This is a genomic window from Rhizorhabdus argentea (assembly GCF_037861105.1).
Classification (GTDB): Bacteria; Pseudomonadota; Alphaproteobacteria; order Sphingomonadales; family Sphingomonadaceae; genus Rhizorhabdus; species Rhizorhabdus argentea.
Genome location: NZ_JBANFK010000004.1, coordinates 180,978 through 203,830, shown reverse-complemented (window position 1 = coordinate 203,830; position 22,853 = coordinate 180,978). Strand labels below are relative to the sequence as shown.

The 22,853-nt window shown below is 65.8% G+C and carries 28 protein-coding genes; 15 read left to right on the top strand and 13 right to left on the bottom strand.

What is annotated here, in order from left to right:
- Positions 1–6: 6 nt before the first annotated feature.
- Positions 7–1,098 (top strand): NAD(P)H-dependent flavin oxidoreductase, encoded by a 1,092-nt coding sequence (locus tag AAC645_RS05495; protein WP_340314433.1) that lies wholly within the window; start codon positions 7–9, stop codon positions 1,096–1,098.
- An 11-nt stretch (positions 1,099–1,109) separates the two neighbouring features.
- Positions 1,110–1,511 (top strand): hypothetical protein, encoded by a 402-nt coding sequence (locus AAC645_RS05490; RefSeq protein ID WP_340314432.1) that lies wholly within the window; start codon positions 1,110–1,112, stop codon positions 1,509–1,511.
- On the opposite strand, the gene AAC645_RS05485 is transcribed toward AAC645_RS05490, so the two are convergent.
- On the bottom strand, positions 1,501–2,277 hold the full coding sequence (locus tag AAC645_RS05485) for a methyltransferase domain-containing protein (protein ID WP_340314430.1): 777 nt from the start codon (positions 2,275–2,277) through the stop codon (positions 1,501–1,503). The genes AAC645_RS05490 and AAC645_RS05485 overlap by 11 nt on opposite strands.
- Before the next feature lie 106 nt (positions 2,278–2,383).
- Here AAC645_RS05485 and AAC645_RS05480 point away from each other — a divergent pair, with 106 nt between their 5' ends.
- From AAC645_RS05480 to AAC645_RS05460, 5 genes are all read left to right on the top strand, one after another.
- Positions 2,384–2,554: a (2Fe-2S)-binding protein gene (locus tag AAC645_RS05480; protein WP_340314427.1), complete on the top strand. Its 171-nt coding sequence runs from the start codon at positions 2,384–2,386 to the stop codon at positions 2,552–2,554.
- A gap of 69 nt (positions 2,555–2,623) precedes the next feature.
- Complete coding sequence (gene bfr / locus AAC645_RS05475; RefSeq protein ID WP_340314426.1) at positions 2,624–3,103, top strand: bacterioferritin; 480 nt, start codon at positions 2,624–2,626, stop codon at positions 3,101–3,103.
- 276 nt (positions 3,104–3,379) lie between these two features.
- Positions 3,380–3,778, top strand: coding sequence for a hypothetical protein (locus AAC645_RS05470; protein ID WP_340314425.1), 399 nt, complete (start codon positions 3,380–3,382; stop codon positions 3,776–3,778).
- Positions 3,775–4,563, top strand: coding sequence for a DUF1828 domain-containing protein (locus tag AAC645_RS05465; protein WP_340314424.1), 789 nt, complete (start codon positions 3,775–3,777; stop codon positions 4,561–4,563). The genes AAC645_RS05470 and AAC645_RS05465 overlap by 4 nt, the downstream gene beginning before the upstream one ends.
- 132 nt (positions 4,564–4,695) lie before the next feature.
- Positions 4,696–4,968: a hypothetical protein gene (locus AAC645_RS05460; RefSeq protein ID WP_340314422.1), complete on the top strand. Its 273-nt coding sequence runs from the start codon at positions 4,696–4,698 to the stop codon at positions 4,966–4,968.
- A gap of 24 nt (positions 4,969–4,992) precedes the next feature.
- Here the strand turns inward: AAC645_RS05460 and AAC645_RS05455 are convergent, their stop codons facing one another.
- The 7 genes from AAC645_RS05455 to AAC645_RS05425 form a co-directional block, all read right to left on the bottom strand.
- Positions 4,993–5,418, bottom strand: a complete 426-nt coding sequence (locus AAC645_RS05455; RefSeq protein WP_340314421.1) for an Hpt domain-containing protein — start codon at positions 5,416–5,418, stop codon at positions 4,993–4,995.
- Positions 5,419–5,526: 108 nt separating this feature from the next.
- Complete coding sequence (locus tag AAC645_RS05450; RefSeq protein ID WP_340314420.1) at positions 5,527–5,745, bottom strand: sulfurtransferase TusA family protein; 219 nt, start codon at positions 5,743–5,745, stop codon at positions 5,527–5,529.
- Positions 5,745–7,109 (bottom strand): ribosome biogenesis GTPase Der, encoded by a 1,365-nt coding sequence (gene der, locus AAC645_RS05445; protein WP_340314419.1) that lies wholly within the window; start codon positions 7,107–7,109, stop codon positions 5,745–5,747. Before der ends, AAC645_RS05450 begins: the two co-directional genes overlap by 1 nt.
- Before the next feature lie 274 nt (positions 7,110–7,383).
- A complete protein-coding gene (locus tag AAC645_RS05440) occupies positions 7,384–8,718 on the bottom strand; it encodes a PQQ-like beta-propeller repeat protein (protein WP_340314417.1) in 1,335 nt (444 codons plus the stop codon).
- A gap of 4 nt (positions 8,719–8,722) precedes the next feature.
- Positions 8,723–9,430, bottom strand: a complete 708-nt coding sequence (locus AAC645_RS05435; RefSeq protein WP_340314415.1) for a tetratricopeptide repeat protein — start codon at positions 9,428–9,430, stop codon at positions 8,723–8,725.
- Positions 9,431–9,547: 117 nt separating this feature from the next.
- Positions 9,548–10,405: a 3-methyl-2-oxobutanoate hydroxymethyltransferase gene (gene panB / locus AAC645_RS05430; RefSeq protein ID WP_340314414.1), complete on the bottom strand. Its 858-nt coding sequence runs from the start codon at positions 10,403–10,405 to the stop codon at positions 9,548–9,550.
- A gap of 259 nt (positions 10,406–10,664) precedes the next feature.
- Positions 10,665–10,928 (bottom strand): DUF2312 domain-containing protein, encoded by a 264-nt coding sequence (locus AAC645_RS05425; RefSeq protein ID WP_340314412.1) that lies wholly within the window; start codon positions 10,926–10,928, stop codon positions 10,665–10,667.
- Between the two features lie 192 nt (positions 10,929–11,120).
- Here AAC645_RS05425 and pyk point away from each other — a divergent pair, with 192 nt between their 5' ends.
- The 3 genes from pyk (at position 11,121) to AAC645_RS05410 (ending at position 14,638) form a co-directional block, all read left to right on the top strand.
- Entirely contained in the window at positions 11,121–12,578 is a 1,458-nt protein-coding gene (gene pyk, locus AAC645_RS05420) for a pyruvate kinase (RefSeq protein WP_340314410.1), read from the top strand.
- A 293-nt stretch (positions 12,579–12,871) separates the two neighbouring features.
- On the top strand, positions 12,872–13,579 hold the full coding sequence (locus tag AAC645_RS05415) for a Crp/Fnr family transcriptional regulator (protein ID WP_340314409.1): 708 nt from the start codon (positions 12,872–12,874) through the stop codon (positions 13,577–13,579).
- Between the two features lie 288 nt (positions 13,580–13,867).
- On the top strand, positions 13,868–14,638 hold the full coding sequence (locus tag AAC645_RS05410) for an SDR family NAD(P)-dependent oxidoreductase (protein WP_340314407.1): 771 nt from the start codon (positions 13,868–13,870) through the stop codon (positions 14,636–14,638).
- Positions 14,639–14,657: 19 nt separating this feature from the next.
- Here AAC645_RS05410 and egtB read toward each other — a convergent pair whose 3' ends face one another.
- Both egtB and egtD read right to left on the bottom strand, forming a co-directional pair.
- Positions 14,658–15,890 carry an ergothioneine biosynthesis protein EgtB gene (gene egtB / locus AAC645_RS05405; protein WP_340314406.1) on the bottom strand — a complete coding sequence of 411 codons (1,233 nt, stop codon included), beginning with the start codon at positions 15,888–15,890 and terminating at the stop codon, positions 14,658–14,660.
- Positions 15,887–16,840, bottom strand: coding sequence for an L-histidine N(alpha)-methyltransferase (egtD, locus tag AAC645_RS05400; protein WP_340314405.1), 954 nt, complete (start codon positions 16,838–16,840; stop codon positions 15,887–15,889). Before egtD ends, egtB begins: the two co-directional genes overlap by 4 nt.
- Before the next feature lie 2 nt (positions 16,841–16,842).
- Here egtD and AAC645_RS05395 point away from each other — a divergent pair, with 2 nt between their 5' ends.
- From AAC645_RS05395 to AAC645_RS05375, 5 genes are all read left to right on the top strand, one after another.
- Positions 16,843–18,327, top strand: a complete 1,485-nt coding sequence (locus AAC645_RS05395) for an MFS transporter (RefSeq protein ID WP_340314404.1) — start codon at positions 16,843–16,845, stop codon at positions 18,325–18,327.
- 192 nt (positions 18,328–18,519) lie between these two features.
- Positions 18,520–18,909, top strand: a complete 390-nt coding sequence (locus AAC645_RS05390; protein ID WP_340314403.1) for a four-helix bundle copper-binding protein — start codon at positions 18,520–18,522, stop codon at positions 18,907–18,909.
- 30 nt (positions 18,910–18,939) lie between these two features.
- Positions 18,940–19,173, top strand: coding sequence for a hypothetical protein (locus AAC645_RS05385; protein ID WP_340314402.1), 234 nt, complete (start codon positions 18,940–18,942; stop codon positions 19,171–19,173).
- 3 nt (positions 19,174–19,176) lie between these two features.
- Complete coding sequence (locus AAC645_RS05380; RefSeq protein WP_340314400.1) at positions 19,177–19,551, top strand: hypothetical protein; 375 nt, start codon at positions 19,177–19,179, stop codon at positions 19,549–19,551.
- A 75-nt stretch (positions 19,552–19,626) separates the two neighbouring features.
- Positions 19,627–21,624, top strand: a complete 1,998-nt coding sequence (locus AAC645_RS05375) for a protein-L-isoaspartate(D-aspartate) O-methyltransferase (protein WP_340314399.1) — start codon at positions 19,627–19,629, stop codon at positions 21,622–21,624.
- Between the two features lie 22 nt (positions 21,625–21,646).
- On the opposite strand, the gene AAC645_RS05370 is transcribed toward AAC645_RS05375, so the two are convergent.
- From AAC645_RS05370 to ykgO, 3 genes are all read right to left on the bottom strand, one after another.
- Positions 21,647–21,769: a hypothetical protein gene (locus tag AAC645_RS05370; RefSeq protein ID WP_340314398.1), complete on the bottom strand. Its 123-nt coding sequence runs from the start codon at positions 21,767–21,769 to the stop codon at positions 21,647–21,649.
- Between the two features lie 242 nt (positions 21,770–22,011).
- Positions 22,012–22,641, bottom strand: a complete 630-nt coding sequence (locus AAC645_RS05365; protein WP_340314569.1) for an HAD family hydrolase — start codon at positions 22,639–22,641, stop codon at positions 22,012–22,014.
- An 8-nt stretch (positions 22,642–22,649) separates the two neighbouring features.
- On the bottom strand, positions 22,650–22,775 hold the full coding sequence (gene ykgO / locus AAC645_RS05360) for a type B 50S ribosomal protein L36 (protein WP_003046794.1): 126 nt from the start codon (positions 22,773–22,775) through the stop codon (positions 22,650–22,652).
- Between the last annotated feature and the right edge of the window lie 78 nt (positions 22,776–22,853).

Here is a 22,853-nt window from a genome sequence, read left to right as displayed (position 1 = left end):
GCCCGCATGACCCCGCTTGCCGCCCGTCTCGGTCTCAGCCTGCCGATCATCCAGGCGCCGATGGCGGGCGTCTCGACGCCGGCGATGGCCGCCGCCGTCTCGAACGCCGGCGCGCTCGGCTCGATCGGCGTGGGCGCCACCGATGCCGTCGGCGCGCGAGCCATGATCGATGCAGTGCGGGCCGGCACCAACCGGCCATTCAACGTCAACCTGTTCTGCCATCGTCCTGCTCGCGCCGATCCTGACAAGGAGGCCGCCTGGATAGCGACGCTGCGGCCGCTCTTCGCCCGCTACGGGGCCGAGCCGCCGGCCGGACTGACCGAGATCTACCGCAGCTTCGTGGAGGATGACGCGATGCTGGCCATGCTGCTGGAGACGCGGCCGGCGATCGTCAGCTTTCACTTCGGGCTGCCCGACACGGCGCGGGTGCAGGCGCTGCGCGAGGCCGGCATCTTCCTGGTGGCGAATGCCACCAGCCTCGCCGAGGGACGCATGCTGGCCGCCGCCGGCATCGATGCGGTGGTGGCACAGGGCTATGAAGCGGGCGGCCACCGCGGCCTGTTCGATCCCGACGCGCGCGACGAGCGGCTCGGCACGATCGCGCTGACCCGGCTGCTGGTGCGCGCGCTCGACCGTCCGGTGATTGCGGCCGGAGGGATCATGGATGGCGCTGGCATCGCCGCCGCCCTGGCGCTGGGCGCGCAGGCCGCACAGCTTGGCACCGCGTTCATCGCCTGTCCCGAATCGTCTGCCGACAGCGGCTATCGCGCCGCGCTGGCTGCATGCGAACGGACCGAGATGACCCGCGCCATCTCCGGAAGGACGGCCCGCTCGCTCGCAAATCATTTCACGGCACTCGCTTGCGATCCCGCGGCGATACCCGATTATCCGATCGCCTATGATGCGGGAAAGGCGTTGAATGCCGCCGCAAAGGCCAAGGGCGACTATGGCTATGGCGCGCAATGGGCCGGTCAGGCCGCACCGCTCGCCCGCGCGCTGCCCGCAGCCGAGCTCGTCGCGCAGCTGGCCAGAGAGATGCGGCAGGCGGGCGAGGCGGTGATGGCGACAGCCAGCGATGAGAATTCGCTCGGCGGATGAAGGACAAATGCATGCGCGCAAAGATCCTGGGCATGGCGATGGCGCTGCTGCTTTCGGCGCCCGCCCTCGGCGAGGTTCCGATCGATCCGGGCGAAACCGCTATGATAAGGCTGAGCCCGCAGCGCGAGCTGAGCTATGCGATCGCACCGCCGCTGCCGCATGCGCCCGCCAATCATGGCGCGATCCTGTCGGTCGATATCGACGAGGGCGGCCGCTATCATGTCGCGCTGGGCGCGCCCGGCTGGGTCGACATGGTCCGCGACGGCAAGGCGCTGGAGCCGGTCGGGGATCGGCCCGGGCCGGCCGGCTCGGCGGTCGCCAAGATCCTCGACTATGATCTGCTGCCCGGACGCTATGTCCTGGCGCTGTCGGGCATGGCGGACGGCGAAGTCACTGTCATGATCAGCCGCTGATCCGGCGCAGCAGGCAGAAACCGATCCGATAGGTGACGATGCGCGGCCCTGCGTCGAATCGCGCCATTGCTCGGCGCAGCGCGGCGGGCGGCGAAGGGCGGTAGCCCGTAGCGGGGATAGACGCGCCGATCGCCTTAAGCCCGTGCAGGAAGCTGCGGGCATCGCGCTGCGGTTCGGCCATGTCGACGACCTCGATCTCACCCGACAGGTGCTGCGGGACGATCGAGCGGAGCGCCGCCTGGTCGGGATAGGCGGGCATGCCAGACGATAGCCCCTCGGCGGCGAGCGCGGCGGTCCACTCCGGGAAGCTGCCGGCCGCCATCGTCGTGAAGGCCAGCAACCCGGCGTCGCACAGCCGGTCGGCCAGCCGTGCCACCGCGCCCGGCATATCTTCGAACCATTGGAAGGCAAGACTGGATGCGATCAGGTCGAAGGCGCCGAGCGCCGGATCGACGGCCTCGCCATCGGCGACCCGGAAGTCGGCGTCGAAATCCAAAGCTGCGCGCGCGCGTTCGAGCATCGCGGGCGCAATGTCGGTGACGGTCCAGCGGGCCGGGCCGATCGCCTCGGCGATGGCGCGAGTCAGGAAGCCGGTGCCACAGCCCAGCTCGAGGATGCGCGGGCGCGGCGGCAGCTCGGCTGCGGCGATCCGCCGCGCCAATGCCACGGCCGCCGCGCGCTGCACGGCAGCGGCTTCCTCATAACGATGGGCCCGGCCGAAGGCGGCGGCGATCCTGGCCGGACGATCGAGCGGTGTGGCGGTCATCGGCGCGGCTAGAGCATCCGCGCGCCTATCATGCAAGCTACCACCTAATTACTATTGCTAGTCAGTCGCAATAGCGCTATTTCTCGAATCGAGAGAGGTGCCCAACATGGTTGTTTGTGTCTGCAATGCCATCAAGGAATCGGATGTGCGCGCCGCCGTCCGCAAAGGCGCCAGCTGTCCGCGGTCTGCCTATGAGGTGCTCGGCCGCCGGCCGCGCTGCGGCCAGTGCCTGCCCTTCGCGCGCACCATCATCGAGGAAGAAGCGGTCGCCGCCTGACCGCAGAATTTCGTGTAATTCCCAGCGCATGCTCCTATCGTCGGGAGCGAACCAGCTGCGGAGGCGAACATGAAGGGCGATGCAAAGGTCATCGAGATCCTTAACGAGACGCTCAAGAACGAGCTGACCGCGATCAATCAATATTTCCTGCATTATCGGATGCTTGGCCACTGGGGCATCGCGAAGCTCGCCAAGGCCGAATATGAAGAGTCGATCGACGAGATGAAGCATGCCGATCGGCTCGCCGAGCGGATATTGTTCCTTGATGGCCTGCCCAATTTCCAGATGCTCGGGCGGCTGCGCATCGGCGAAACGGTCGAGGAATTGCTCAAGGCCGACCTGGCGCTGGAGAACGAGGCAATTCCCCTGCTGCGCGAAGGCATCGCTTATTGCGAACAGGTGCGCGACTATATCAGCCGCGATCTACTCCAGTCGATCCTGGACGGAGAGGAGGAGCATGTCGACTTCCTCGAAACCCAGTTCGAGATGATCGCGCGGATGGGGATGCAGAATTATATCCAGCTGCAGTCAAGCCCGGCGGGGGAGTGATACATATTCTCCCTCCCCTTCAGGGGAGGGACGTAAGGGTGGGGTGCGGAGCCAAGGGCTCGATGCCCTTGGCGAAGCCCGCCGCAACAATCGCCGAAGCTCGCTGGCGTTCGCACCCACCCCTGCGCCCATCCATTTGAAAGCGCGATCATATACGTAGCAAGCTTAATTGCAGAACGGTAACGATCTGGCTAAAGACGAGCCATGGGGGGCGTTATCTGGGCCGCGCGTGCGCACAAAACGGTCACTACGATCGGCGCGTGGAAGACTGGGAAAATGGCCAAGAGCGAATTTCCGCTCTCGAAGAATCATAGCTTCCGACTGGGCACAGGCTGGGACTGGTGCGTTCATGAGCTATCGTCCAATGAAACGCCCATGCGCCTCTTAATCGCCTATCATGCCGGGAAGCACGAGTACCTTGCTTGGCTCGCGCTGGTGTCCGACACCGATCAAGGATTGATCGCGCGTCTCGAATACCATGCGAGTCATCTGGGCTGGCATGTCCACCTGAAGCCGAACAACCTCGACCAACTCTCCTGGGGCGTCGTAAAGCAGTCAGGCGAGCGGCTGAAGGACTGCGCTAGCGAGCGCGAACCAATTGCGGGCAAAGGCGAGGCGACCGCCCTCGCCTTCCAGATATTCAATGTCCAGCAAGAAGCGTGGGGGATGGCATGAAGGAGGCCTTATGCCGCGCTTTCTGCAATGCCCTTGACGTTCGTAGGGTGCCAAGCGGTTATGCGATAACCACGCCTTATTCCTTCGAGGATGGTGACCCGATTGTCCTCTACGCTTTGTTGATTCGCCACGGCATCTATCAGCTTGAGGATGCCGGCGTTCAGATCGCAGCGCTTGAGGCGGCGGGCATCGACCTCGGCGATGGCACGCGTGGCGAAGCATTCCTATCGTTGTTAAACGAATACGAGCTGACTTTTGATGAGAAAGCGATGGTGGTTCGCTCTCCCGAGGTCGCAGAACATGATGTTGGGGAGGCCGCACTAAAGCTCCTCGCATTCATGCTTCGCCTTCAGGACTTCCAATTGCTCACACCTGAACGTGTAAAGCGTACTTGGCACGATGATGCGATGAAGTCGATCCACCAGCAATTTGATGATGTCGCCCGTGTCGAGGAGCATGCGCCTGCTGTGCCGGAGGTGCCGGCAGTCCCTGCGGATGTTGTCGTTCATTTCAACTCGGGTACCGCGCCACTGGCGGTTTTTCTCGCAACGAGCGATTCGAAGGCGCTCCAAGCCCTAATTCTGAAAATGGAGCTGGAAAAATACCAGCGCAAACCATGCGTCGTGGTCTTGCTGGTAGAACGAGCCAAACAAAATCCGTTGCGAGAAGCCACCTATGCCATGTCGCAGGCTCGCCTAGATGGCGTGCTGGCCTATCGTGGGGCAGAGACCGAGGTCATGATGCGCCTCGCCACATACCAAAATGCAACGACTACTTTGCAATGACCGACAACATCAACAGGCAGATGATGTGCTCCGCCGGTTGCTCGCTCTGTACGAGGAACAATAGCCTCCGGCGCTGGAACGCGGAAAACGCCGCCAGCGCCACTAAATAGGCTAGTCGAGGGAGGGACCGCAATGACAGCGCGCGAATGGGTAGAACTTATCGTAGCCGGTACCATTCCGCTCGCGGTCATCAGCATGGTCCTCAATCGGATTTTGAGTGGTAAGGGCCTTGGGGTGAGAGCGATCCAATTTCTTGCAGTCGCTACTTTCGTTCCCGCTGTCATCATACTGGCATTAGAGAAGATCATTGATGGCAGCACCGTTGCCGCCTTGGTCGGTGCCTTCGTCGGCTACCTATTCTCGAACATTGCGGAATTCGATAGGCGCTCTGTAGCCGAGTCTTGAAAAGGAGGGGGAAAGCGGAAGTAATCAGCCCTGCTTGCGACCGAATCCTGCCGAGACAGCCGGCCGGCGCATCGGCACCGCGTTGTTCGTGAGTTCGCGTTCGAAGTGGGCGAGCGTCTCGATAAGCATCGGGCGCAACCGCAGGATCTCGGTGTCGAGCGAATCGGGGGCGCTGTGCTCTTCGACGCAGCGGCGGGCGCTATGCTCGATATGTTCGGCAAGCTTGCCAAGCGCTTCGCCGCCGAACTGAAGCGAGTCGCCCTTCAGCGTGTGGGCGGGGCGCACCATCGAGATAGCATCGCGCAGTTTATAGGCCTGCTCGACCGCGACCACGCACTTGGCGGCGTCATCCCGATAATAGCCGAGTATCTTGGCGAAATCATTGCCGATCAGCGCACGCGTCTGGCCGAAGGTCGTCCAGTTCACCACACCGTTGCCCGTCTGACCCATAGCTGTTCCCTGCTCGCCACCATCAGCTGCGAAGGATCACCATAGATCAGGGACGTAAACGACAGGTTACTGCGAGCCCATTGTATTATTACGGATTTTCCAAGGTCGTTACGGACTTGGCGTTTCGACGACGACCCAGCTGGATGGCTCGTCGGCCGCGGCGACCATCCAGCCCCTGGCCGCGGCCAGCGCGGCGATCTCGCCCGGTGCGATCGGATCGTCTGCAAGGATCAATATCGGCCCGCCCTGCTCGCGCATGACCTTGGCGAGGCGCAGCACCGGCCACGGGCAGCGCATCCCCCGCGCGTCCAGCCGCCGCGGCGCCATCAGCCGAACGGATTCTTCGGTGCGCGCAAGGTCAGCCGCACCGGCACCGCACCGAAGCCGAGATCGCGCCTGATGCCGTTGACGAGGTAGCGGCGATAGCTTTCGGGCAGCTGGTCGACGCGGGTTCCGAACAGGATGAAGCCAGGCGGCCGGGTTTTGGCCTGGGTGAGGTAGCGAAGCTTGATCCGCTTGCCGCCCGGCGCCGGTGGCGGATTGGCCTCGATCGCCTTTTCGAACCAGCGGTTGAGCTGGCCCGTCGATATCCGCTTCGACCAGGCATCGCGGCTTTCATAGGCGACCTGGAGCAGCTGATCGATGCCTCGTCCGGTAATCCCCGACACGGTGAGCAGGGGCAGGCCCTTGACCTGCGCCAGCCCCTCGTCGAGCGCTGTGCGCACCCCCTGGAACAGTGAGGGCGGATCGGCGGCGACGTCCCATTTGTTGAGCGCGATGATCAGGGCGCGGCCCTCCTGGAGGACCTTGTCGGCGATCCGCAGATCCTGCGCCTCCAGTCCAAGCGTCGCATCGAGCAGCAGCACCACCACCTCGGCGAAATCGACCGCGTGGAGGCCGTCGGCCACCGACAATTTCTCGAGCTTGTCCTGCACCTTGGCGCGCTTGCGCATGCCCGCGGTGTCGATCAGCCGAATAGGGCGCACGGTACCATCCGGTGCGGTCCAGTCCCAGTCGATTGCGATCGAGTCGCGGGTGATGCCGGCCTCCGGGCCGGTGATCATACGCTCTTCGCCGAGGATTTTGTTGATCAGCGTCGACTTGCCGGCATTGGGGCGGCCGACGATGGCGAGCTTGAGCGGGCCGTTCTCCTCGTCCTCGGCGTCTTCCTCCTCGTCCTCGCCGTCAGGCCGGTCGATATAGGGCAGCAGCGCGTCGAACAGGTCGGCCATGCCTTCGCCATGCTCGGCGCTGAGCGGAACCGGTTCGGCGAAGCCTAGCCCGAACGCCTCGATCACGCCGCTTTCGCCGGCCTTGCCTTCGGCCTTGTTGGCGATGACGATCACGGGTGTGTCTTCGCTGCGCAGCCAGCGGGCGATCTCCTCTTCGAGCGGCACTACGCCCGCGCGCGCATCGATCATGAACAGCGCGACATCGGCGCCCCGCACCGCCGCCAGCGTCTGCGCGCGCATCCGCCCCGGCAGAGTCTCGGCGTCGTCGGTCTCGTAGCCCGCGGTATCGATGATCCTGAAATCGAGCCCGATCAGCGTTGCATCGCCCTCGCGTCGGTCACGCGTCACGCCGGGCAGATCGTCGACGAGGGCGAGCTTCTTGCCGACAAGGCGGTTGAACAGCGTCGACTTGCCGACGTTTGGGCGGCCGACGATCGCGACGGTGGGTAAGCGTTTCATCCGCGCCCTTTACAGGGCACGGATGTTTTTTGTTAGCCCCGAAGAATTCGGGGCTGCCTCAGACGCCGGGCGGCAGGCATCCGCCTGCCTTGGCTTCGCGCCAACAAGGCGCGGCGGCCGTTCGGCCTTGCGGAACACTGGCGTGTTCCGACGCCGGGCTCATGGTCGGAGCCCAACTGGGCCCCGCAAGGCCGAACGGCCGCCCGAGCTTATTGCGAGGAAGCCAAGCAGCACGGATGTGCTGCGCCCGGCGTTTGAGGCCGCCGCGCAGCGGCTACTTATAAGCCACCAGCCTGCCGCCGTCCGTCAGCACCAGCATCGTGCTGTCCGCCACCACCGGCGACTGGTAGATCGTCGAGCCCAGCCTCGTGCTGGTACCGACAGTGCCATCCGCCACGGCGACGTTGACAATATCGCCCTGCGTGCTGGCCAGGATCAGGCGTCCGCCGGCCAGCACCGGACCGGACCAGCCGATCGGCTTGTTGCGCTTCTTGGCGTCCTTGTAGCGGGCCAGCTGGGTCATCCAGCGGACCTTGCCGCTGTTGCGCGCGATGCACAGCAGCTTGGAATCGTCGGTCACGACGAACAGCCATTCGCCCGCCACCCAGGGCGTCTTGATGCCGGCGATATTGAGTTCCCACAGCCGCTGGCCGGTCAGGATGTCCATCGACACCATGCGGCCGCCCTGGCCGATGGCATAGACGCGGCCCTGCTCGATGACCGGCGAGGCGTCGATGTCGACCAGGCTGGCCACCGACGTGGTGATGCTGGTGCGCGACAGCGAGTCCTGCCACACGGAGCGGCCATTTTCGTAGCGATAGGCGGTCAGTTCGCCCGAGGAGAAGCCGGCAACGACGGTGCCCTGGCCGATTGCCGGAGCGGCCGCACCGAACACGGCGGCGTTTTCGAGGCTGCCGCTCGCGGTCCAGATCGTCTCGCCATTGGCTTCCTTGAGCGCGAACAGCTGGTTGTCCTGGCTCATCACATAGACGGTTTCGTTACCGATCGACGGTGCGCCGCGCAGCGGGCCGCCGGGCCGCACGCTCCACAGCTGATTGCCGGTGCCGGCGTCGAACGCCGCGGCATCGCCGACGCCGTTGGTCGCATAGACCTTGCCATTGTCGTAGCTCACCCCGCCGCCGAACAGCGACGGCTTGTTGCCGTCCTTGTCGGTGACGGCCCTGGTCCACACCGGCGCGCCGGTCTTCAGGTCGAAAGCGTGGATTTGGGCGTTGACGTCGAGCACATAGACCTTGCCGCCGCCGACCACCGGGCCAGCGCCCAGCCTGGCCTTCTTGCTCGATCCCGGGATCTTGCGATCCCAGGCGACGGCGAGATGCTGGCCGAGCGCGAGGTGGCCCATCGATTTGGCGGCGTTGCCGCCCGGCTGGGTCCATTCCGGATTGACCTGCTCGTCGGGCAGCACGACCGGCACGCCCTCGAGCGCGGGGTCGATCTCGGCGCCGGTTTCGGCCGTCAGCACCGCGATGCGCTGGCCCAGCACCGGCGTCTTAGGCTTCTTGCCCTCGCCGCCGCCGAAAATGCCGCAGCCGCCCAAGGTGGTCGTCAGCGCCAGCGCCGCCGCCAAGGCGAAAAACTTCCGGTTCATGCAATCAGTCCTTGTCAGCAATATTGGCCGTCGCAGCCGGTTTGACATCGACGCCGAGGCTGGTGGCGAGGCGCCCCGCGCGGGCGCGCAGTGTCGCCGGGGTCCGCGCATCGCGGGCGACCGCGGCGAGCAGACGTCCGGCCTCGGCTGGCCGATTCGTCTGGATCATCGCGATGGCGGTCAGTTCGCCTGCGGTGCCGAAGAAGCCATTATCCCCGGTCGTGAGCGGCTTCATCCTGTCGATCACCTGCTGCGGCTTCAGGCTGTCATATTCGATCAGCGTCTGGCGGATCAGCGCGAGATCGCGATAGGGCCGGGCGACGTCCCCGTCGGCGGCTATGCCGGCATAGATGGCAGCGGCGGCCTTCGCGTCGCCCTTGTCGGCGGCCAGCGCCGCCTTGGTGAACAGCGCGGCGACGCGATAGCCCGGCCCGCCTTCCGCGATCAGCGTCTCGATCTTCTGTGCCGCCGCCGTCTTGCGGCCCGCCTGAATGTCGGCGATCGCGGCGCTCATCCGCTCGCCCTGCTCCTCGGCCTTGCGAGTGCTCTCGGCGCGCCAGAACAGGAAGGCGGCAAAGCCGGCGAGCAGCACGCCGATCGCGACCAGCGCGAGCGTGCCATAATGCTTCCACATCGTCTGGATCTGCTCGCGGCGCAGCTCATCGTCGACTTCGCGCAGAAAGGCTTCTTCGGTGGGCGGCGTCGAGGCCAAGCATCATCTCCAGAACAAGGATCGCCGCCCTCTTAGCTGGCGTTAGCGCGCGGTGCCATAGTCAATAGATGGTGGATGAACGCGGCTGGAGCCATCGCCTTCGTCGCGGAGGAAGGTTCACGCCTTGGGCTGGTAGGTCTGCTCGATGGTCGGGAAGGTGCGCGCGCGGACCTCGCCGGCATAATGCGCGACCGCGGCGTCGATCTTTTCGGCGAGCTGCTCATATTTCTTCACGAACCGCGGCACCCGGTCGAACATGCCGAGCATGTCGTCCACCACTAGCACCTGGCCGTCGCATTCGGCCGATCCACCGATCCCGATCGTCGGGATGGCGATCGCCTTGGTGATCTCCACCGCGATCGGCTCGACCACGCCTTCCACGACCAGTGCGAAGGCGCCCGCATCGGCGATGGCCCTGGCATCGCGCACCAGCTTGGCGCGTTCTTCCTCGCTGCGGCCGCGCGCGCCATAGCCGCCAAGGGTGTTTACCGCCTGCGGAGTCAGTCCGACATGGCCGACCACCGGCACGCCACGCGCCGCCAGGAAAGCGACGGTTTCGGCCATCGCCTCGCCGCCTTCGAGCTTGACCGCGGCGGCTCCGGTTTCCTTCAGGATCCGTGCGGCCGAGCGAAATGCCTGGGCCGGGCTTTCCTCATAGGCGCCGAACGGCATGTCGATCACCACCAGGCTGTGATAGCTGCCGCGCACCACCGCTGCGCCATGGGCGATCATCATGTCCAGACTGACCGGCACGCTCGACGGCAGGCCGTACAGCACCTGCCCCAGGCTGTCCCCGACCAGCAGCATGTCGCAATGTGGATCGAGGATCTGCGCCATGCGGATCGTATAGGCGGTCAGCACCACGATCGGTTCGCCGCCCTTGGCCTTGCGGATCGCCGGCACGGTCAGCCGCTTCATCGGCGCGGGCGTCGGATTGGCGCGGCTGGTGGCGCTGTCTAGCTGGAAGGTGGACATTTTTGTTTAGCCCCTCAAACGCCGGGCGCCGGGCATCCGCCCCGCTTGGCTTCCTCGCAATAAGCTCGGCGGCCCTTGGCCTTGCGGAGCCTTAGCAGGCTCCGACGCCGGGCTCTAGGGATGGATTGTCATGTTCGAGGCCGAGTTCGGCGATGGCGCGAGGCGCAGCCGAGAAGCGGCCGAACGGCCGCCGCGCCTTATTGGCGCGAAGCCAAGGCCGGCGGAGGCCGGCCGCCCGGCGTTTGAGGCTCAACAAAAACTATATCATACCCAACGCAGCCATGTAGGTTTCGAGGATCATCGCCTCTTCCTCATGCTCGCCCTTCTTCTTCTTGCGGATGGCGAGGATCTTGCGGACGATCTTGGTGTCGTAGCCGCGGCCTTTCATCTCCGACATCACTTCCTTGATATCGTCGGCGATGCCCTTCTTCTCTTCCTCGAGCCGTTCGACGCGTTCGACGAACAGGCGCAGCTCCTGCGCCGCGATGCTGCCGCTGTCTTCGGTCGTGTCGGCTTCGGCCATGATTCGGATACCCCGTGAGATTCGTGAAGGCGCTGGCTGTAGAGAGTGCCGCCGGGCCGCTCAACGGGGAATCATCCGAACCGCATCCGATGCGACGAACCATGACGAAACGATGGCGGAAAGGCTTGCCATATCGGGCGTTGCTTTTATCTCGGGCGCCTCCTTCGGCCCGTCGAACAGCAGGGACGCCTAGTGGACAACCAGATCACCCCCCGCCTGCGCAAGGTGCGCGTTCTCGCGACTCTTGGACCTGCCAGTGCCTCGCCCGCGATGATCGCCAAGCTGTTCCGCGCCGGCGCCGACGCCTTCCGCATCAACATGAGCCATGGCGCCTATGAGGACAAGCTGCCGATCATCCAGGCGATCCGCGCGATGGAGAAGGAGCTCGGCCGCGCTACGACAATCCTGTTCGATCTGCAGGGCCCCAAGCTGCGCGTCGGCAAGTTCGCCGACGGCATCGTCCAGCTCGCCACCGGCAAGAGCTTCGTGCTCGACCGGGACCCGGCGCCCGGCGACGCGAGCCGGGTCGAGCTGCCCCACCGCGAGATATTCGAGGCGCTGGAACCGGGCGCGCGGCTGCTGCTCGACGACGGCAAGCTGGTACTGCGCGTCCTTACGGTGCGCGCCGATCATATCGAGACGATGGTCGAGGTCGGCGGGGCGCTGTCGAACAGCAAGGGGCTTAACGTCCCCGACGTGATCGTGCCGATGGCGGCGCTGACCGAGAAGGACCGCCGCGACCTGACCTTCGCCTGCGAACATGGCGCCGACTGGATCGCGCTCAGCTTCGTGCAGCGGCCCGAGGATGTCGCCGAGGCGCGCAGCCTGATCGGCGGCAAGGCGGCGCTGCTCGCCAAGATCGAGAAGCCCCAGGCGGTCGAGCGGCTCGAGGAGATATTGGAGCTCGCAGACGCGGTGATGGTGGCGCGCGGCGACCTCGGCGTCGAGCTGCCGCCCGAGCGGGTGCCGCCGATGCAGAAGCGCATCGTCGAGACCGCGCGGCGCATGGGCCGGCCGGTGGTGGTCGCCACCCAGATGCTCGAATCGATGATCCAGTCGCCCAGCCCGACCCGCGCCGAAGTGTCCGACGTCGCCACCGCCATCTATGACGGTGCCGACGCGGTGATGCTGTCGGCCGAATCCGCCAGCGGCCAGTGGCCCGAGGAAGCCGTCGCGATGATGAATGCGATCGCGATGTCGGTGGAAAGCGACCCCGGCTATGCCGCGCGGCTCCACTTCACCGAGACCCACCCCGACGCGACCACCGCCGACGCGCTGGCCGAGGCGGCGGCACGGATCGCCGACACCGTCTCCGCGAGCCTGATCGTCTGCTTCACCCTGTCGGGCTCCACCGCCCGCCGCATCGCCCGCGAGCGCCCCTCGGTGCCGCTGATGGTGCTCACCCCGAAACTCGCCACCGCGCGCAGGGCCGGCATCCTATGGGGCAGCCACGCCGTCCGCACCCGCGACGTCGCCAGCTTCGAGGAAATGGTCGGCAAGGCCCGCCGCATGGCGCTGCGCCACAAGCTGGCCAAAGCCGGCGACCGCATCGTGATCATCGCCGGGGTACCGTTCGGCACGCCGGGGTCGACGAACATGATCCATGTCGTGCGGCTGACGGGGGATGAGTTGAAGGGTTATGCCCGATAACGGCTCGCCGCAAAGTGACGGCGCCGGCGCCCGCGCAAGGGTCGGGCGCCGACGCTCCGGGTCTGCGAACCCGTCAGTGACGCCGCAGCGCGTCCTCTATGCTGACGAAGCCCATCACCACTATGAAGACGGCGCAGGCCGCCAGCGGAATGATGAGGAAATGGTCGCCGAAGAAACCGAGCATCATGTACCTCCTTCTGTGTGGGCCCGGCTCTGGACCGCCTCGCGCGCCGCGGCTTTGATCGCGATCAAATCCGGTTCGATTTCCGGCGCGGCACGGCTATGCTGTGGCGATGATGCAGATCGATATCTGTGCCGATTGCGCGGTGCGCGACCAGGCGCTGTGCGGCAGCCTGACCGATGCCGAACTGTCGTCGCTCAACCGGCTCGGACGGCGGCGGCGGGTGCAGCGCAACGAGACGATCGCCTGGGCCGGCGAAGAGAACATCGTCTGCGCCAATCTCCTGTCGGGCGTGCTGAAGCTGGGCGCGACCACCGCCGACGGCGGCGAACAGATCGTAGGCCTGCTCTACCCGGCGGATTTCGTCGGGCGCCCCTTTGCTGAACAGGTCGATTTCAGCATTACCGCGCTGACCGACGCCGAGCTATGCGTCTTTCCGCGCGCGCCGTTCGAGCAGATGCTGGGCGATCACAGGCGGATGGAGCGGCTGCTGCTCGAACGCGCGCTCGCTGCGCTTGGCGATGCGCGTGCCCGGATGGTGAGCCTCGCGCGCGGTTCGGCGGCGGCCAAGGTCGCGGGCTTCCTGCTCGACATGGCCGATCGCGCCAAGGCAACCGGCTGCCGCGCGGCGCCGGGCGGCCCGCTCACCTTCGATCTGCCGCTCGCGCGCGGCGAAATGGCGGCGGTGCTGGGCCTGACGATCGAGACGGTCAGCCGCCAGATGACCGCCCTCAAGCGTGCCGGCACCATCGCCCTGCCGGGCGCTCGCGCCGTAACGATCCTCGACCGCCCGGCGCTGCGCGCGCGCAGCGAACGCTGACCGGAGGTCGCGGGGCCGGACCGTAGCCCCGCGGGGGGGGGGGCGGCCATCGCTGTCGTCTCCTGCCGCCTTGTCGACGATCCATCTCGTACGCGGACGGGGGACGAGGTGCAGGATTATGGGGGCTAGGGGCGATTGTTGACAATCTACCTTCGCAGGATATTTCGAGGCGGGCGGTGGGGTGCAAGGCGCGCCTCTCTGCCTGCACACGACGCGGAGACATTCGCCGGAACATCGTTGGCAAACGGTGCGCCTTTGCAATCCTCAAATGTTGGATGACCTGCGCCCATGAGCCGATATTCATATGCGGGGAAGACCGTCCTCCTGTTCGGTGGAACATCGGGTATTGGTCGGGCCGTTGTCGAGGCCTTCGCCGACGCCGGGGCAAATATCGTCACGCTCGGTCGGAATTCGACGGCCAATGAGGCATTGGGTACGGAGTTGGCCGCGCGTAAAGCCAAGGCGCTGTGCCTGACCGGCGATATCGCGATAGAAGCTGATATCCAGCGGGCGATCGACAGCGCGCTCAAGCGCTTTGGATCGATCGACGTCGCCATCAATAATACAGGAATCCTGGACGGCGAGTTCAAGCCGCTTCATCAAAAGACGGCGCAGGAGTTCGACGCCGTATTCAACGTAAACGTGCGCGGCATGTTCTTCGCCTTGAAGCACGAACTCGCCGTCATGATCGAAAAAAAGTCGGGCGTGATCATCAACATGTCGTCGGTGGCTGGAAGTCGTGGCGCCCCGATGATGTCGCTTTATGTTTCCTCGAAGCACGCCGTCGAAGGATTGACCAAATCAGCCGCCCTTGAAGCTGCTCCGCATGGGGTCCGCGTCCTGATGGTGCGGCCCCACGCCGTCGATACGCCGATGATCGACCAGATTGTCGGTCCCGGAGAATCTGCGGCTCGAGAAGGGCTGAAGAGCACCGTGCCACTCGGTCGACTTGGCGAACCGGGCGAGCAAGCCAAGGTCATCCTCTTTCTGTGCTCCGATGATGCCAGCTATATGACGGGGTCGCCGGTGTGCATCGATGGCGGATATCATGCCGGCTAGGCGCTGAGCCGCTCTCACGTCATGAACGTTCCGAAGCGCAACCCGGCAAGCCAGAAGAATTGCGCGCAAGCCTGATCCCCGCGAACACCCAGCGCGCCGAGGGCGGGAAGAAGTTGCGGTAGCTTGGCCTCGCATGGCCGGGCGGCGTGGCCAGCGAGCCGCCGCGCAGGGCGAACTGGTTGACCATGAACTTGCCGTTATATTCGCCGACCGCACCCTCCGCTGCGGTGAAGCCGGGGTAGGCGACGTAGGGCGAGGCGGTCCATTGCCAGGCGTGGTCGTCGATGTCGCGCAGGCGCGACTGGACCGCTGCGGCTTCCCATTCGGCTTCGGTGGGGAGGCGGCAGCCCGACCAGCGGGCGAAGGCGTCGGCCTCATAATAGCTGATGTGCAGAAGCGGCGCGGCGGGGGCGATCGGCTGGCGGCCTTCGAGCGAGAAGCGCGTCCAGGCGCCGTCTTCCTCCTGCCAGTAGAGCGGGGCGGTCCAGCCCTCCGCCTCGACCGTCGCCCAGCCATCCGAGAGCCACAGCTCCGGCCGCCGGTAGCCGCCGTCGTCGATGAAGCGGAGATAGTCGCCGGCGGTGACGAGCCGGTCGGCGATCTCGAAAGGCTCCAGCCAGACGCGGTGGCGCGGCGCTTCGTTGTCGAAGGCGAAGCCGTGGCCGTCATGGCCGATCTCGTACAGGCCGCCGGGCATGCTCAGCCACTCGGCCGGGGCGTTGCCGCCGACGGGCGGCTGGGCTGGGCGATAGGCGGGCTGGAGCGGGTTGAGCGACAGGGCGTGCTGGATGTCCATCAGGATCAGTTCCTGATGCTGCTGCTCGTGGTTCAGGCCGAGCTCGACGAGGTCGCACCACGACGTGGCGGGGACGCGCGCCATCAGCTGGATCATCGCGGCATCGACATGGCGGCGATAGTCGTGGACCTCCTTCAGCGACGGCCGCGACAGCATGCCGCGCTGCGGGCGCGGGAAGCGCTCGCCGACGCCGACATAATAGGAGTTGAACAGCAGCGCATAGGCCGGGTCGCGGCACTGGTAGCCCGGCAGCAGGGGCGCCAGCAGGAAGGTCTCGAAGAACCAGCTCGTATGGGCGAGATGCCATTTGGTCGGGCTCGCATCGGGCATCGACTGCACCTGGCAGTCCTCGGCCGAGAGAGGGGCGGTCAGCGCCTCGGTGGCGGCGCGCACCGCCCGATAGCGCTGTTCGAACCCCGCTCCGGCGTTCTCGTCCGGCTGGGCCAGCGGGTTCATGGGTGGGGCTCGTCGGGCGCGGCGGACCAGACGTGCAGGCCGAACATTTCGTCGGGGTCGGTCCAGAAGGCGATCGGCTCCCAGCCGGAGGCTCGGCCGATCAGGCGGGCTTCCTGCAGCGTGTATTTATAGCTGTTCTCGGTGTGGATGGTTTCGCCCATGTGCATCGAGAAGCGCCGTCCGGCGGCGCTGAAGGCGACATCGCGGTTCGCCACGAGGTGCATCTCGATGCGGCCATAGCCGTCATGCCAGACCGCCCGGTGATCGAAGGCCTCGACATCTATCGTGCCGCCCAATTCGCGGTTGATCCGGTGCAGCAGATTGACGTTGAATGCCGCGGTGACGCCCGCGGCATCGTCATAGGCCGCCTCCAGCAGGCGCGAGTTCTTGCGGGTGTCGATGCCGATGACGAGGCGGGCATCCGCGCCGAGCGTCTTGCGGAACGATCGGAGCAGGTCGACCGCGGCGCGATGATCGAAATTGCCGATGGTCGATCCGGGAAAGAAGCCCATCAGCGGTCCCTCGAGCGGCGGCAGGTCCAGCGGCTGGGTGAAATCGTCGACGACCGGCAGAATCCGCAATCCGGGGCGAATGGAGGCGAGCTGCGCCATGGACGCTTCAAGAAACTCCCCCGAGATGTCGATGGGAACATAGGTGCTGGCGTGAGTCGCATCGAGCAGCAGCGGTGTCTTCACGGCCGAACCGGCACCGAACTCGACGACGGCGCGTCCGCGTCCGGCAAAGCGCTCCAGGTCAGAGGCATGGTCCTTCAGCAGCCGGGTCTCGGTGCGGGTGGGGTAATATTCAGGAAGACGGGTGATCTCCTCGAACAGCTCGGAGCCGCGGACATCGTAGAAGTAGCGCGCCGGGATACTCTTGCGCGGCTGCGACAGGCCCGCGATCACTGCGTCGCCAAAGTCGCTTGCCAGCTCGATCGCGATTTCGCTCATGGATGCCCTCCTCTCCTGATTGGCGCGATCGTGCAATAGCAAGGCGACCGGCGCGCCGCCTCCGAAGTTTTCGGGCTGCAGTTGAGGCCGATCGCCTTCAGCGCCATATCAAGGTTCAGACCCAGGGGAAGATCACGCAAGAACCGGCGATCACACAGGCTAGTTCCAAGCCCGGCGATGCCCGCGTTGGCGGACATTCGGAGGACTCCGCTCGCCTGCTGCCGCGCGCCTCGATAGCGATCGCGGCGCTCTCCACGATCGTCGAATGGTATGACTTCACCCTCTATCTGTACCTCGCCACCGCGCTTGCCCGGGTGTTCTTCACGGGCCAGGACTCGATCCTCGTCACATTGGGCGGCTTTGCGGTGGCCTATCTGATGCGGCCGTTGGGGGCGATGCTGTTCGGCCATATCGGCGATCGCCACGGCCGCCGGCCGACAATGCTCATCTCGATGGCGATGATGACCGCAGCGATGCTGATAACCGCACTGCTGCCGACAGCCGCCCAGATCGGGCCGGCGTCCGGCGTGCTGCTGCTCGTCATGCGCTGCGTGATGGGGTTCTCGGTGGGCGGCGAATATACCGGCGTGGTCGCTTATCTGCTCGAAGGCGCCCCGGCGCACCGGCGTGGCCTCGTCACGTCGCTGGCGGCCGCGGCGAGCGAGGTGGGCGCGCTGCTCGCCGCCGGCGTCGCGGCACTGACGGTCAGCGCAATGCCCGAACAGGCGCTCATCAGCTGGGGATGGCGCATTCCCTTCCTGTTCGGCGCCGCCCTGGCCGCCGCCATCCTGCTGGCGCGGGCGAGCATGCGCGAATCGCCGGAGTTCGAACGGCAGCGGGTAAGCGGCACCGTGCCGCGTAACCCGCTGCGCCATAGCCTCACCCATCACCGCAAGGGCATGCTGCGCGGGTTCGCGATCTCGGCGCTGGGCTCGATCTCCTATTATGTCGGGATAACCTATGTGCCGGTGTTCCTGACCTCGATTGGTGCTCTCGATGAAGCGCGGGCGCTGTGGCTGGCGACGATCGCTGCGATCGCGGTGATACTGGTGACCCCGCTGACCGGCGCCTTGTCGGACAGGTGGGGGCGCAAGCCGGTTCTCATCTGCCTTGCCGGCCTCGGCGCGGCTTTGCCGGTCACGATGTTCTGGGTGATGTCGAACTCGGCCTACGCGCAGGCGATCCTCGGTGCCGTCGTCCTCGCCGGGGTCGCCGGCGGCGTCAGCGCGGTCGCCGCGGCCGCGACCGCCGAGCAGTTCCCAGGCGAAGCGCGGCTGAGCGGCCTCGCCTTCGGCGTGACCTCTGCGACGGCGATCTTCGGCGGCCTTGCTCCCTATGTCGCGCAGCTGCTGCTGGAGCGGAGCGGCTGGACGCTGGCGCCGGGCGTCATGATCGCGGTGGTGGCGTGCGGCGTGCTGCCCGTGCTGCTTCGGATGCCGGAAACCGCGCCCATGCGGCGCGCGCGAAAGCGTCTGGCGGACCATTGACGCATCCGGCCATGGGCAAGGGAGCGGGTGGCAAATCTATGTGAAGCAGCGGCTTGAGCGGGCGCAAGTTCGGCACGACTTACAGATTATGTCACCGCAACATACTGGCCCTCGGGAACCGCGTTGGATCGGTAACGCTTCCTCGGCACAGCTCGAAGGAGCGAAGCCGTCGGCTGATCCTGCAGGTGCATCATGTCCATTCACAAGATGATCCAGCTTCACCCCGACGTGGGGGATGATTTCAACGAAGCGCTCGCGACCGCCGCCCGGCACGCGATGTTCTGTGCGGAAATGTGCGCCTCCTGCGCCGACGCCTGCGTGGCCGAGGCTATGGACATGTCGCAGTGCATCCGTTCCTGTCTCGACTGTGCCGATGTCTGCGCGGCGACCGCCCGGCTGGCGGTGCGGCGAACCGCCCAGAATATCGAGGCGCTGCGGCTGATGCTCGAGACCTGCGCACGCATCTGCGAACTCTGCGCCGAGGAATGCGCGCGGCACGACCATGAGCATTGCACGCTCTGCGCAGAAATGTGCCGCGAATGCGCTGCCGATTGCCGCGAGGCGCTTCCGACCGTCCAATGACCCAGAGGAACCAGGACAAGGAGAGAAAGGATGCGTGAGAATAGCGGCAAGGGCGCCGCCGAAAATAATCTGCGCGATCCGACGCTCGACGAGCATGCAGCCCAAGGGGGACAGCGGGCGCCGAGGCCGAAGCCCGGCGGCGAGGCGGAGGTCGGCGGCAATGCGCGCGCGGCCGGCGAGGACCCGTCGCCCGACAACCGCGCGCGCGGCGAGACTTCGCGGGCCGACCATGCGCCGCCGGCGGATCCCTATCCCAAGCGGTGAGCCATGGCTGTCATCGGCTGGAAGCTCGACCCGGAGCACCGGACCGCACTGCTGGATCGGTTGCCGCCGGTCTGGCCCGACGTCATTGCCGACCACATCACCTTGAAGTCCGGTGCGTCGGCGGACGAGCCTTTGCCGAGCGCGACCGAAGGAGCCATCGTCGGAAGCATCGATGACGGCCAAGGCCTGCAGGCAATGGTGGTCTCGATCGACGGGACGACCGATCGGCCCGGCGGCGGCACCTATCACATCACCTGGTCGCTCGATCGCGGGCGCGGGCGGAAGGCGGTGCAGAGCAACGATGTGATCGCCGCGCGCCGATGGCGGCCGCTTGCGCAGCCCATCGCCATACGCATCCAGCCGGCGAGGTTCGACTGATGCAGCTCTATCTCGACTTGACCGAACCATGTGCACTCGGGGTGCCGGTGCGCGAGCCATCGGAGGTCCCGGCGGATGGCTGACTTCGCGAAGTTGCGGAAGCGCATGGTTGCCACCCAGATCGCGCGCCGGGGCGTGCGCGACAAGGCCGTTCTGGCGGCCATGCAGGAGGTGCCGCGCGAGCGCTTCGTGCCGGAAGGCATGGAGGAGTTCGCCTATGAGGATGCCCCGCTGGCGATCGAGCAGGGCCAGACGATCTCGCAGCCCTATATCGTCGCGGCGATGATCGAGGCGGCCGAGATCGGCTCCGGCGACCATGTATTGGAAGTCGGTGCCGGCTCCGGATATGCGGCAGCCGTGGTCGGCCGCATAGCCGCCCGGGTGTTCGCGGTGGAGCGGCGCGAGGCGCTGGGCAAACTGGCGCGGCAGCGCATCGAGGCGCTCGGCTATCGTAATGTCGAGGTGCACATCGGAGACGGCACTCTGGGCCTCCCGCAGCACGCGCCGTTCGATGCCATTCTTGTCTCGGCCGGCGGCCCCGAGGTGCCCCGCGCGCTCAAGGAGCAGCTCAAGGTCGGCGGCACGCTGGTCGTCCCGGTGGGGAAGCCGGAACACCAGTCGCTGTGCAAGGTGACGCGCACCAGCGCCGGAAGCTACGAGGAGGAGAATCTCGGGTCGGTCACATTCGTGCCGCTAATCGGCGAGCAGGGCTGGCCCGAGGACGGCCGCCGCGCGGCCAGCGATCACCGCCCCGGCGCCTCCCGCGCGCAAAGCCTGCCGGAGATGATCGCAGAAGCCGCAGAGCCGTTGCCGGACTTCGACGATCCTGCCTTTGGCCGCCTCTTCGATCGCTTCGCCGATCGCCGCGTGGTGCTGCTCGGCGAGGCCAGCCATGGGACGGCGGAATATTATCGCGCCCGGGCGGCGATCACGCGGCACCTGATCGCACAGCATGGCTTTACGATCGTCGCGGTCGAGGCCGACTGGCCCGATGCGGCGGCGGTCGACCGCTATGTCCGCCATCGGCCACAACGGGAGGCGGCCGAACCTCCATTCCAGCGTTTTCCGACCTGGATGTGGCGCAATATCGAGATCGTCGCACTCACCGCCTGGATGCGCGAGCACAATGACGGGATCGCCGCCATGGACCGTCGCGCCGGTTTCTACGGTCTCGATATCTACAACATGCACGGATCGATCGCGGCGGTGCTCGACTATCTCGACCGCGTCGATCCCCAGGCGGCCAGGATCGCCCGCGAGCGCTATGGCTGCCTGACGCCGTGGCAGAAGGACCCCGCCACCTATGGCCGCGCCGCCCTGCAGCGCGGTTATGCGGAATGCGAAGCGGCCGTCATCGAGCAATGCCGGGCGCTGCTCGCCAGACAGCTCGATTATGCCGCGGGCGACGAGGATGGCTTCCTCGATGCGGCGCAGAATGCACGGCTGATCGCCTCGGCCGAGCGCTATTACCGGATCATGTATTATGGCGGCGCGGAGAGCTGGAATCTGCGCGACACCCACATGTTCGAGACGCTCGAGAATATCCTGGAGGCGAAGGGCAGCGAGGCGAAGGCGATCGTCTGGGCGCATAACAGCCATATCGGCGACGCGCGCCACACCGACATGGGCACCGCCCGCGATGAACTCAACATCGGCCAGCTATGCCGCGAGACATTCGACGGTAATGTGGCGCTGGTCGGGTTCGGGACGCACAGCGGCACCGTGGCTGCGGCGAGCGACTGGGACGGCGACATGGAAGTGAAGCGGGTTCTGCCGTCGCGCCGCGACAGCTATGAGCGGCTATTCCATGAAGCCGGACAGCCGCGGGCCCTGTTCGATTTCTCGCCGGACCGGCACGAGGCGCTGCGCCGCAGGTTGGCGGAGCCTCGGCTGGAGCGCTTCATCGGCGTGATCTATCGGCCGGAAACAGAGCTCTGGAGCCACTATTCGCAGGCCGTGCTGCCCGATCAGTTCGATGCCTATGTCTGGTTCGACGAGACGGAGGCGGTGACGCCGCTCGGACCGGAGCATCACAAGCCGGGCGTTCCCGATACCTATCCGTTCGGAGAGTGACTCATCTCCCCTCTCCTCATCGTCATTCTCGCGAAAGCGCACTGCTGTCCGGGATTTTCTTGCGTCCGGCCATGTGCAGACCGGAATTGTTGGGGATTTGGTCGGAAGACCATCGTTCAGACATCGTTTTCTTGATCGAGGGCATGCTCTCCCTCCTGCGTCACCCCAGCGAAGGCTGGGGTCCATGTCTTTCGCCATTTTCGAGGCCATCGAGAAGGAGAGAGACATGGATGCCAGCCTTCGCTGGCATGACGATAGAGAATTCCGGACAGCAGTGCGCGTCCGCGGGAATGACGAAGGAAGAAGTAGGCTAGAGTTTATCTGAGCGGCTGCCTTGCCGGCAGTCGAAGGGGGCGGGGTGACGCTTCAGTTTGAATGAAGAGGAGATTAGAGGCCGTCCACCTTCAGCAGGCCCAGCCGCCGCAGTTCTTCCGCCAGCGGCCCCGCGCCTTGGAACAGATGCCCCAGCATCCCCGCCGCCTCCGCGCCTACCACATTCTCGGCCCGGTCATCGATGAAGATCGCCTCGCCGGGCGCCAGCTCGAACCGATCCAGTGCCAGCGCGTAGATTGCAGGATCGGGCTTCACCAGCCGCACCTCGCCCGAGACCAGCACGTCGGTAAACAGATCGAAGATCGCCGCCTCGCGGGCGCGGAAGGGCGGCCAGAATTCATGGCTGAAATTGGTGATCGCGTAAAGCGGCACGCCGCTGCCGTGTAGGGCGCGCACGAGCGCCTCCATGCCAGGCATCGGGCCGGTGACGGTTTCGGAGAAGCGCGGGCCGAAGGCAGCGATGGCCTCGGCGAAGCGCGGCCAGATGGCGATCAGTTCGGCGCTGGTCTCGGCAAAGGGCCGGCCGGCATCATGCTGGCCGTGCCATTCGAGATTGACGATATCGCGCAGGAACAGCTCCAGCTCGTGCGCGGGCACGAGCTGTGCGAAAAATTGCCGGAGGTTCCAGTCGTAGAGCACATTGCCGACATCGAAGATGACGGCGCGTGTGCGGCGCTGCTGCAGCGGATCGATTAGCCCTGACGCGCCTTGAAACGGCGGTTGGTCTTGTTGATCACATAGGTGCGGCCACGACGGCGGATCACGCGATTGTCGCGATGACGGTCCTTCAGCGACTTAAGGGAATTCCGGATCTTCATGGCCGTAACGCCTGCCTTCACTCTATTTGATATCGGAAAAACGAGGCGCTCCCCTATGGCGGCGGCTGGAGGGAGTCA

Coding starts and splice junctions, on each gene's coding strand:
- AAC645_RS05495 (WP_340314433.1), top strand. CDS start 7: ATGACCCCGCTTGCCGCCCGTCTCGGTCTCAGCCTGCCGATCATCCAG.
- AAC645_RS05490 (WP_340314432.1), top strand. CDS start 1,110: ATGCGCGCAAAGATCCTGGGCATGGCGATGGCGCTGCTGCTTTCGGCG.
- AAC645_RS05485 (WP_340314430.1), bottom strand. CDS start 2,277: ATGACCGCCACACCGCTCGATCGTCCGGCCAGGATCGCCGCCGCCTTC.
- AAC645_RS05480 (WP_340314427.1), top strand. CDS start 2,384: ATGGTTGTTTGTGTCTGCAATGCCATCAAGGAATCGGATGTGCGCGCC.
- bfr (WP_340314426.1), top strand. CDS start 2,624: ATGAAGGGCGATGCAAAGGTCATCGAGATCCTTAACGAGACGCTCAAG.
- AAC645_RS05470 (WP_340314425.1), top strand. CDS start 3,380: ATGGCCAAGAGCGAATTTCCGCTCTCGAAGAATCATAGCTTCCGACTG.
- AAC645_RS05465 (WP_340314424.1), top strand. CDS start 3,775: ATGAAGGAGGCCTTATGCCGCGCTTTCTGCAATGCCCTTGACGTTCGT.
- AAC645_RS05460 (WP_340314422.1), top strand. CDS start 4,696: ATGACAGCGCGCGAATGGGTAGAACTTATCGTAGCCGGTACCATTCCG.
- AAC645_RS05455 (WP_340314421.1), bottom strand. CDS start 5,418: ATGGGTCAGACGGGCAACGGTGTGGTGAACTGGACGACCTTCGGCCAG.
- AAC645_RS05450 (WP_340314420.1), bottom strand. CDS start 5,745: ATGGCGCCGCGGCGGCTGGACGCGCGGGGGATGCGCTGCCCGTGGCCG.
- der (WP_340314419.1), bottom strand. CDS start 7,109: ATGAAACGCTTACCCACCGTCGCGATCGTCGGCCGCCCAAACGTCGGC.
- AAC645_RS05440 (WP_340314417.1), bottom strand. CDS start 8,718: ATGAACCGGAAGTTTTTCGCCTTGGCGGCGGCGCTGGCGCTGACGACC.
- panB (WP_340314414.1), bottom strand. CDS start 10,405: ATGTCCACCTTCCAGCTAGACAGCGCCACCAGCCGCGCCAATCCGACG.
- AAC645_RS05425 (WP_340314412.1), bottom strand. CDS start 10,928: ATGGCCGAAGCCGACACGACCGAAGACAGCGGCAGCATCGCGGCGCAG.
- AAC645_RS05415 (WP_340314409.1), top strand. CDS start 12,872: ATGATGCAGATCGATATCTGTGCCGATTGCGCGGTGCGCGACCAGGCG.
- AAC645_RS05410 (WP_340314407.1), top strand. CDS start 13,868: ATGAGCCGATATTCATATGCGGGGAAGACCGTCCTCCTGTTCGGTGGA.
- egtB (WP_340314406.1), bottom strand. CDS start 15,890: ATGAACCCGCTGGCCCAGCCGGACGAGAACGCCGGAGCGGGGTTCGAA.
- egtD (WP_340314405.1), bottom strand. CDS start 16,840: ATGAGCGAAATCGCGATCGAGCTGGCAAGCGACTTTGGCGACGCAGTG.
- AAC645_RS05395 (WP_340314404.1), top strand. CDS start 16,843: ATGCCCTCCTCTCCTGATTGGCGCGATCGTGCAATAGCAAGGCGACCG.
- AAC645_RS05390 (WP_340314403.1), top strand. CDS start 18,520: ATGTCCATTCACAAGATGATCCAGCTTCACCCCGACGTGGGGGATGAT.
- AAC645_RS05385 (WP_340314402.1), top strand. CDS start 18,940: ATGCGTGAGAATAGCGGCAAGGGCGCCGCCGAAAATAATCTGCGCGAT.
- AAC645_RS05380 (WP_340314400.1), top strand. CDS start 19,177: ATGGCTGTCATCGGCTGGAAGCTCGACCCGGAGCACCGGACCGCACTG.
- AAC645_RS05375 (WP_340314399.1), top strand. CDS start 19,627: ATGGCTGACTTCGCGAAGTTGCGGAAGCGCATGGTTGCCACCCAGATC.
- AAC645_RS05370 (WP_340314398.1), bottom strand. CDS start 21,769: ATGCCCTCGATCAAGAAAACGATGTCTGAACGATGGTCTTCCGACCAA.
- ykgO (WP_003046794.1), bottom strand. CDS start 22,775: ATGAAGATCCGGAATTCCCTTAAGTCGCTGAAGGACCGTCATCGCGAC.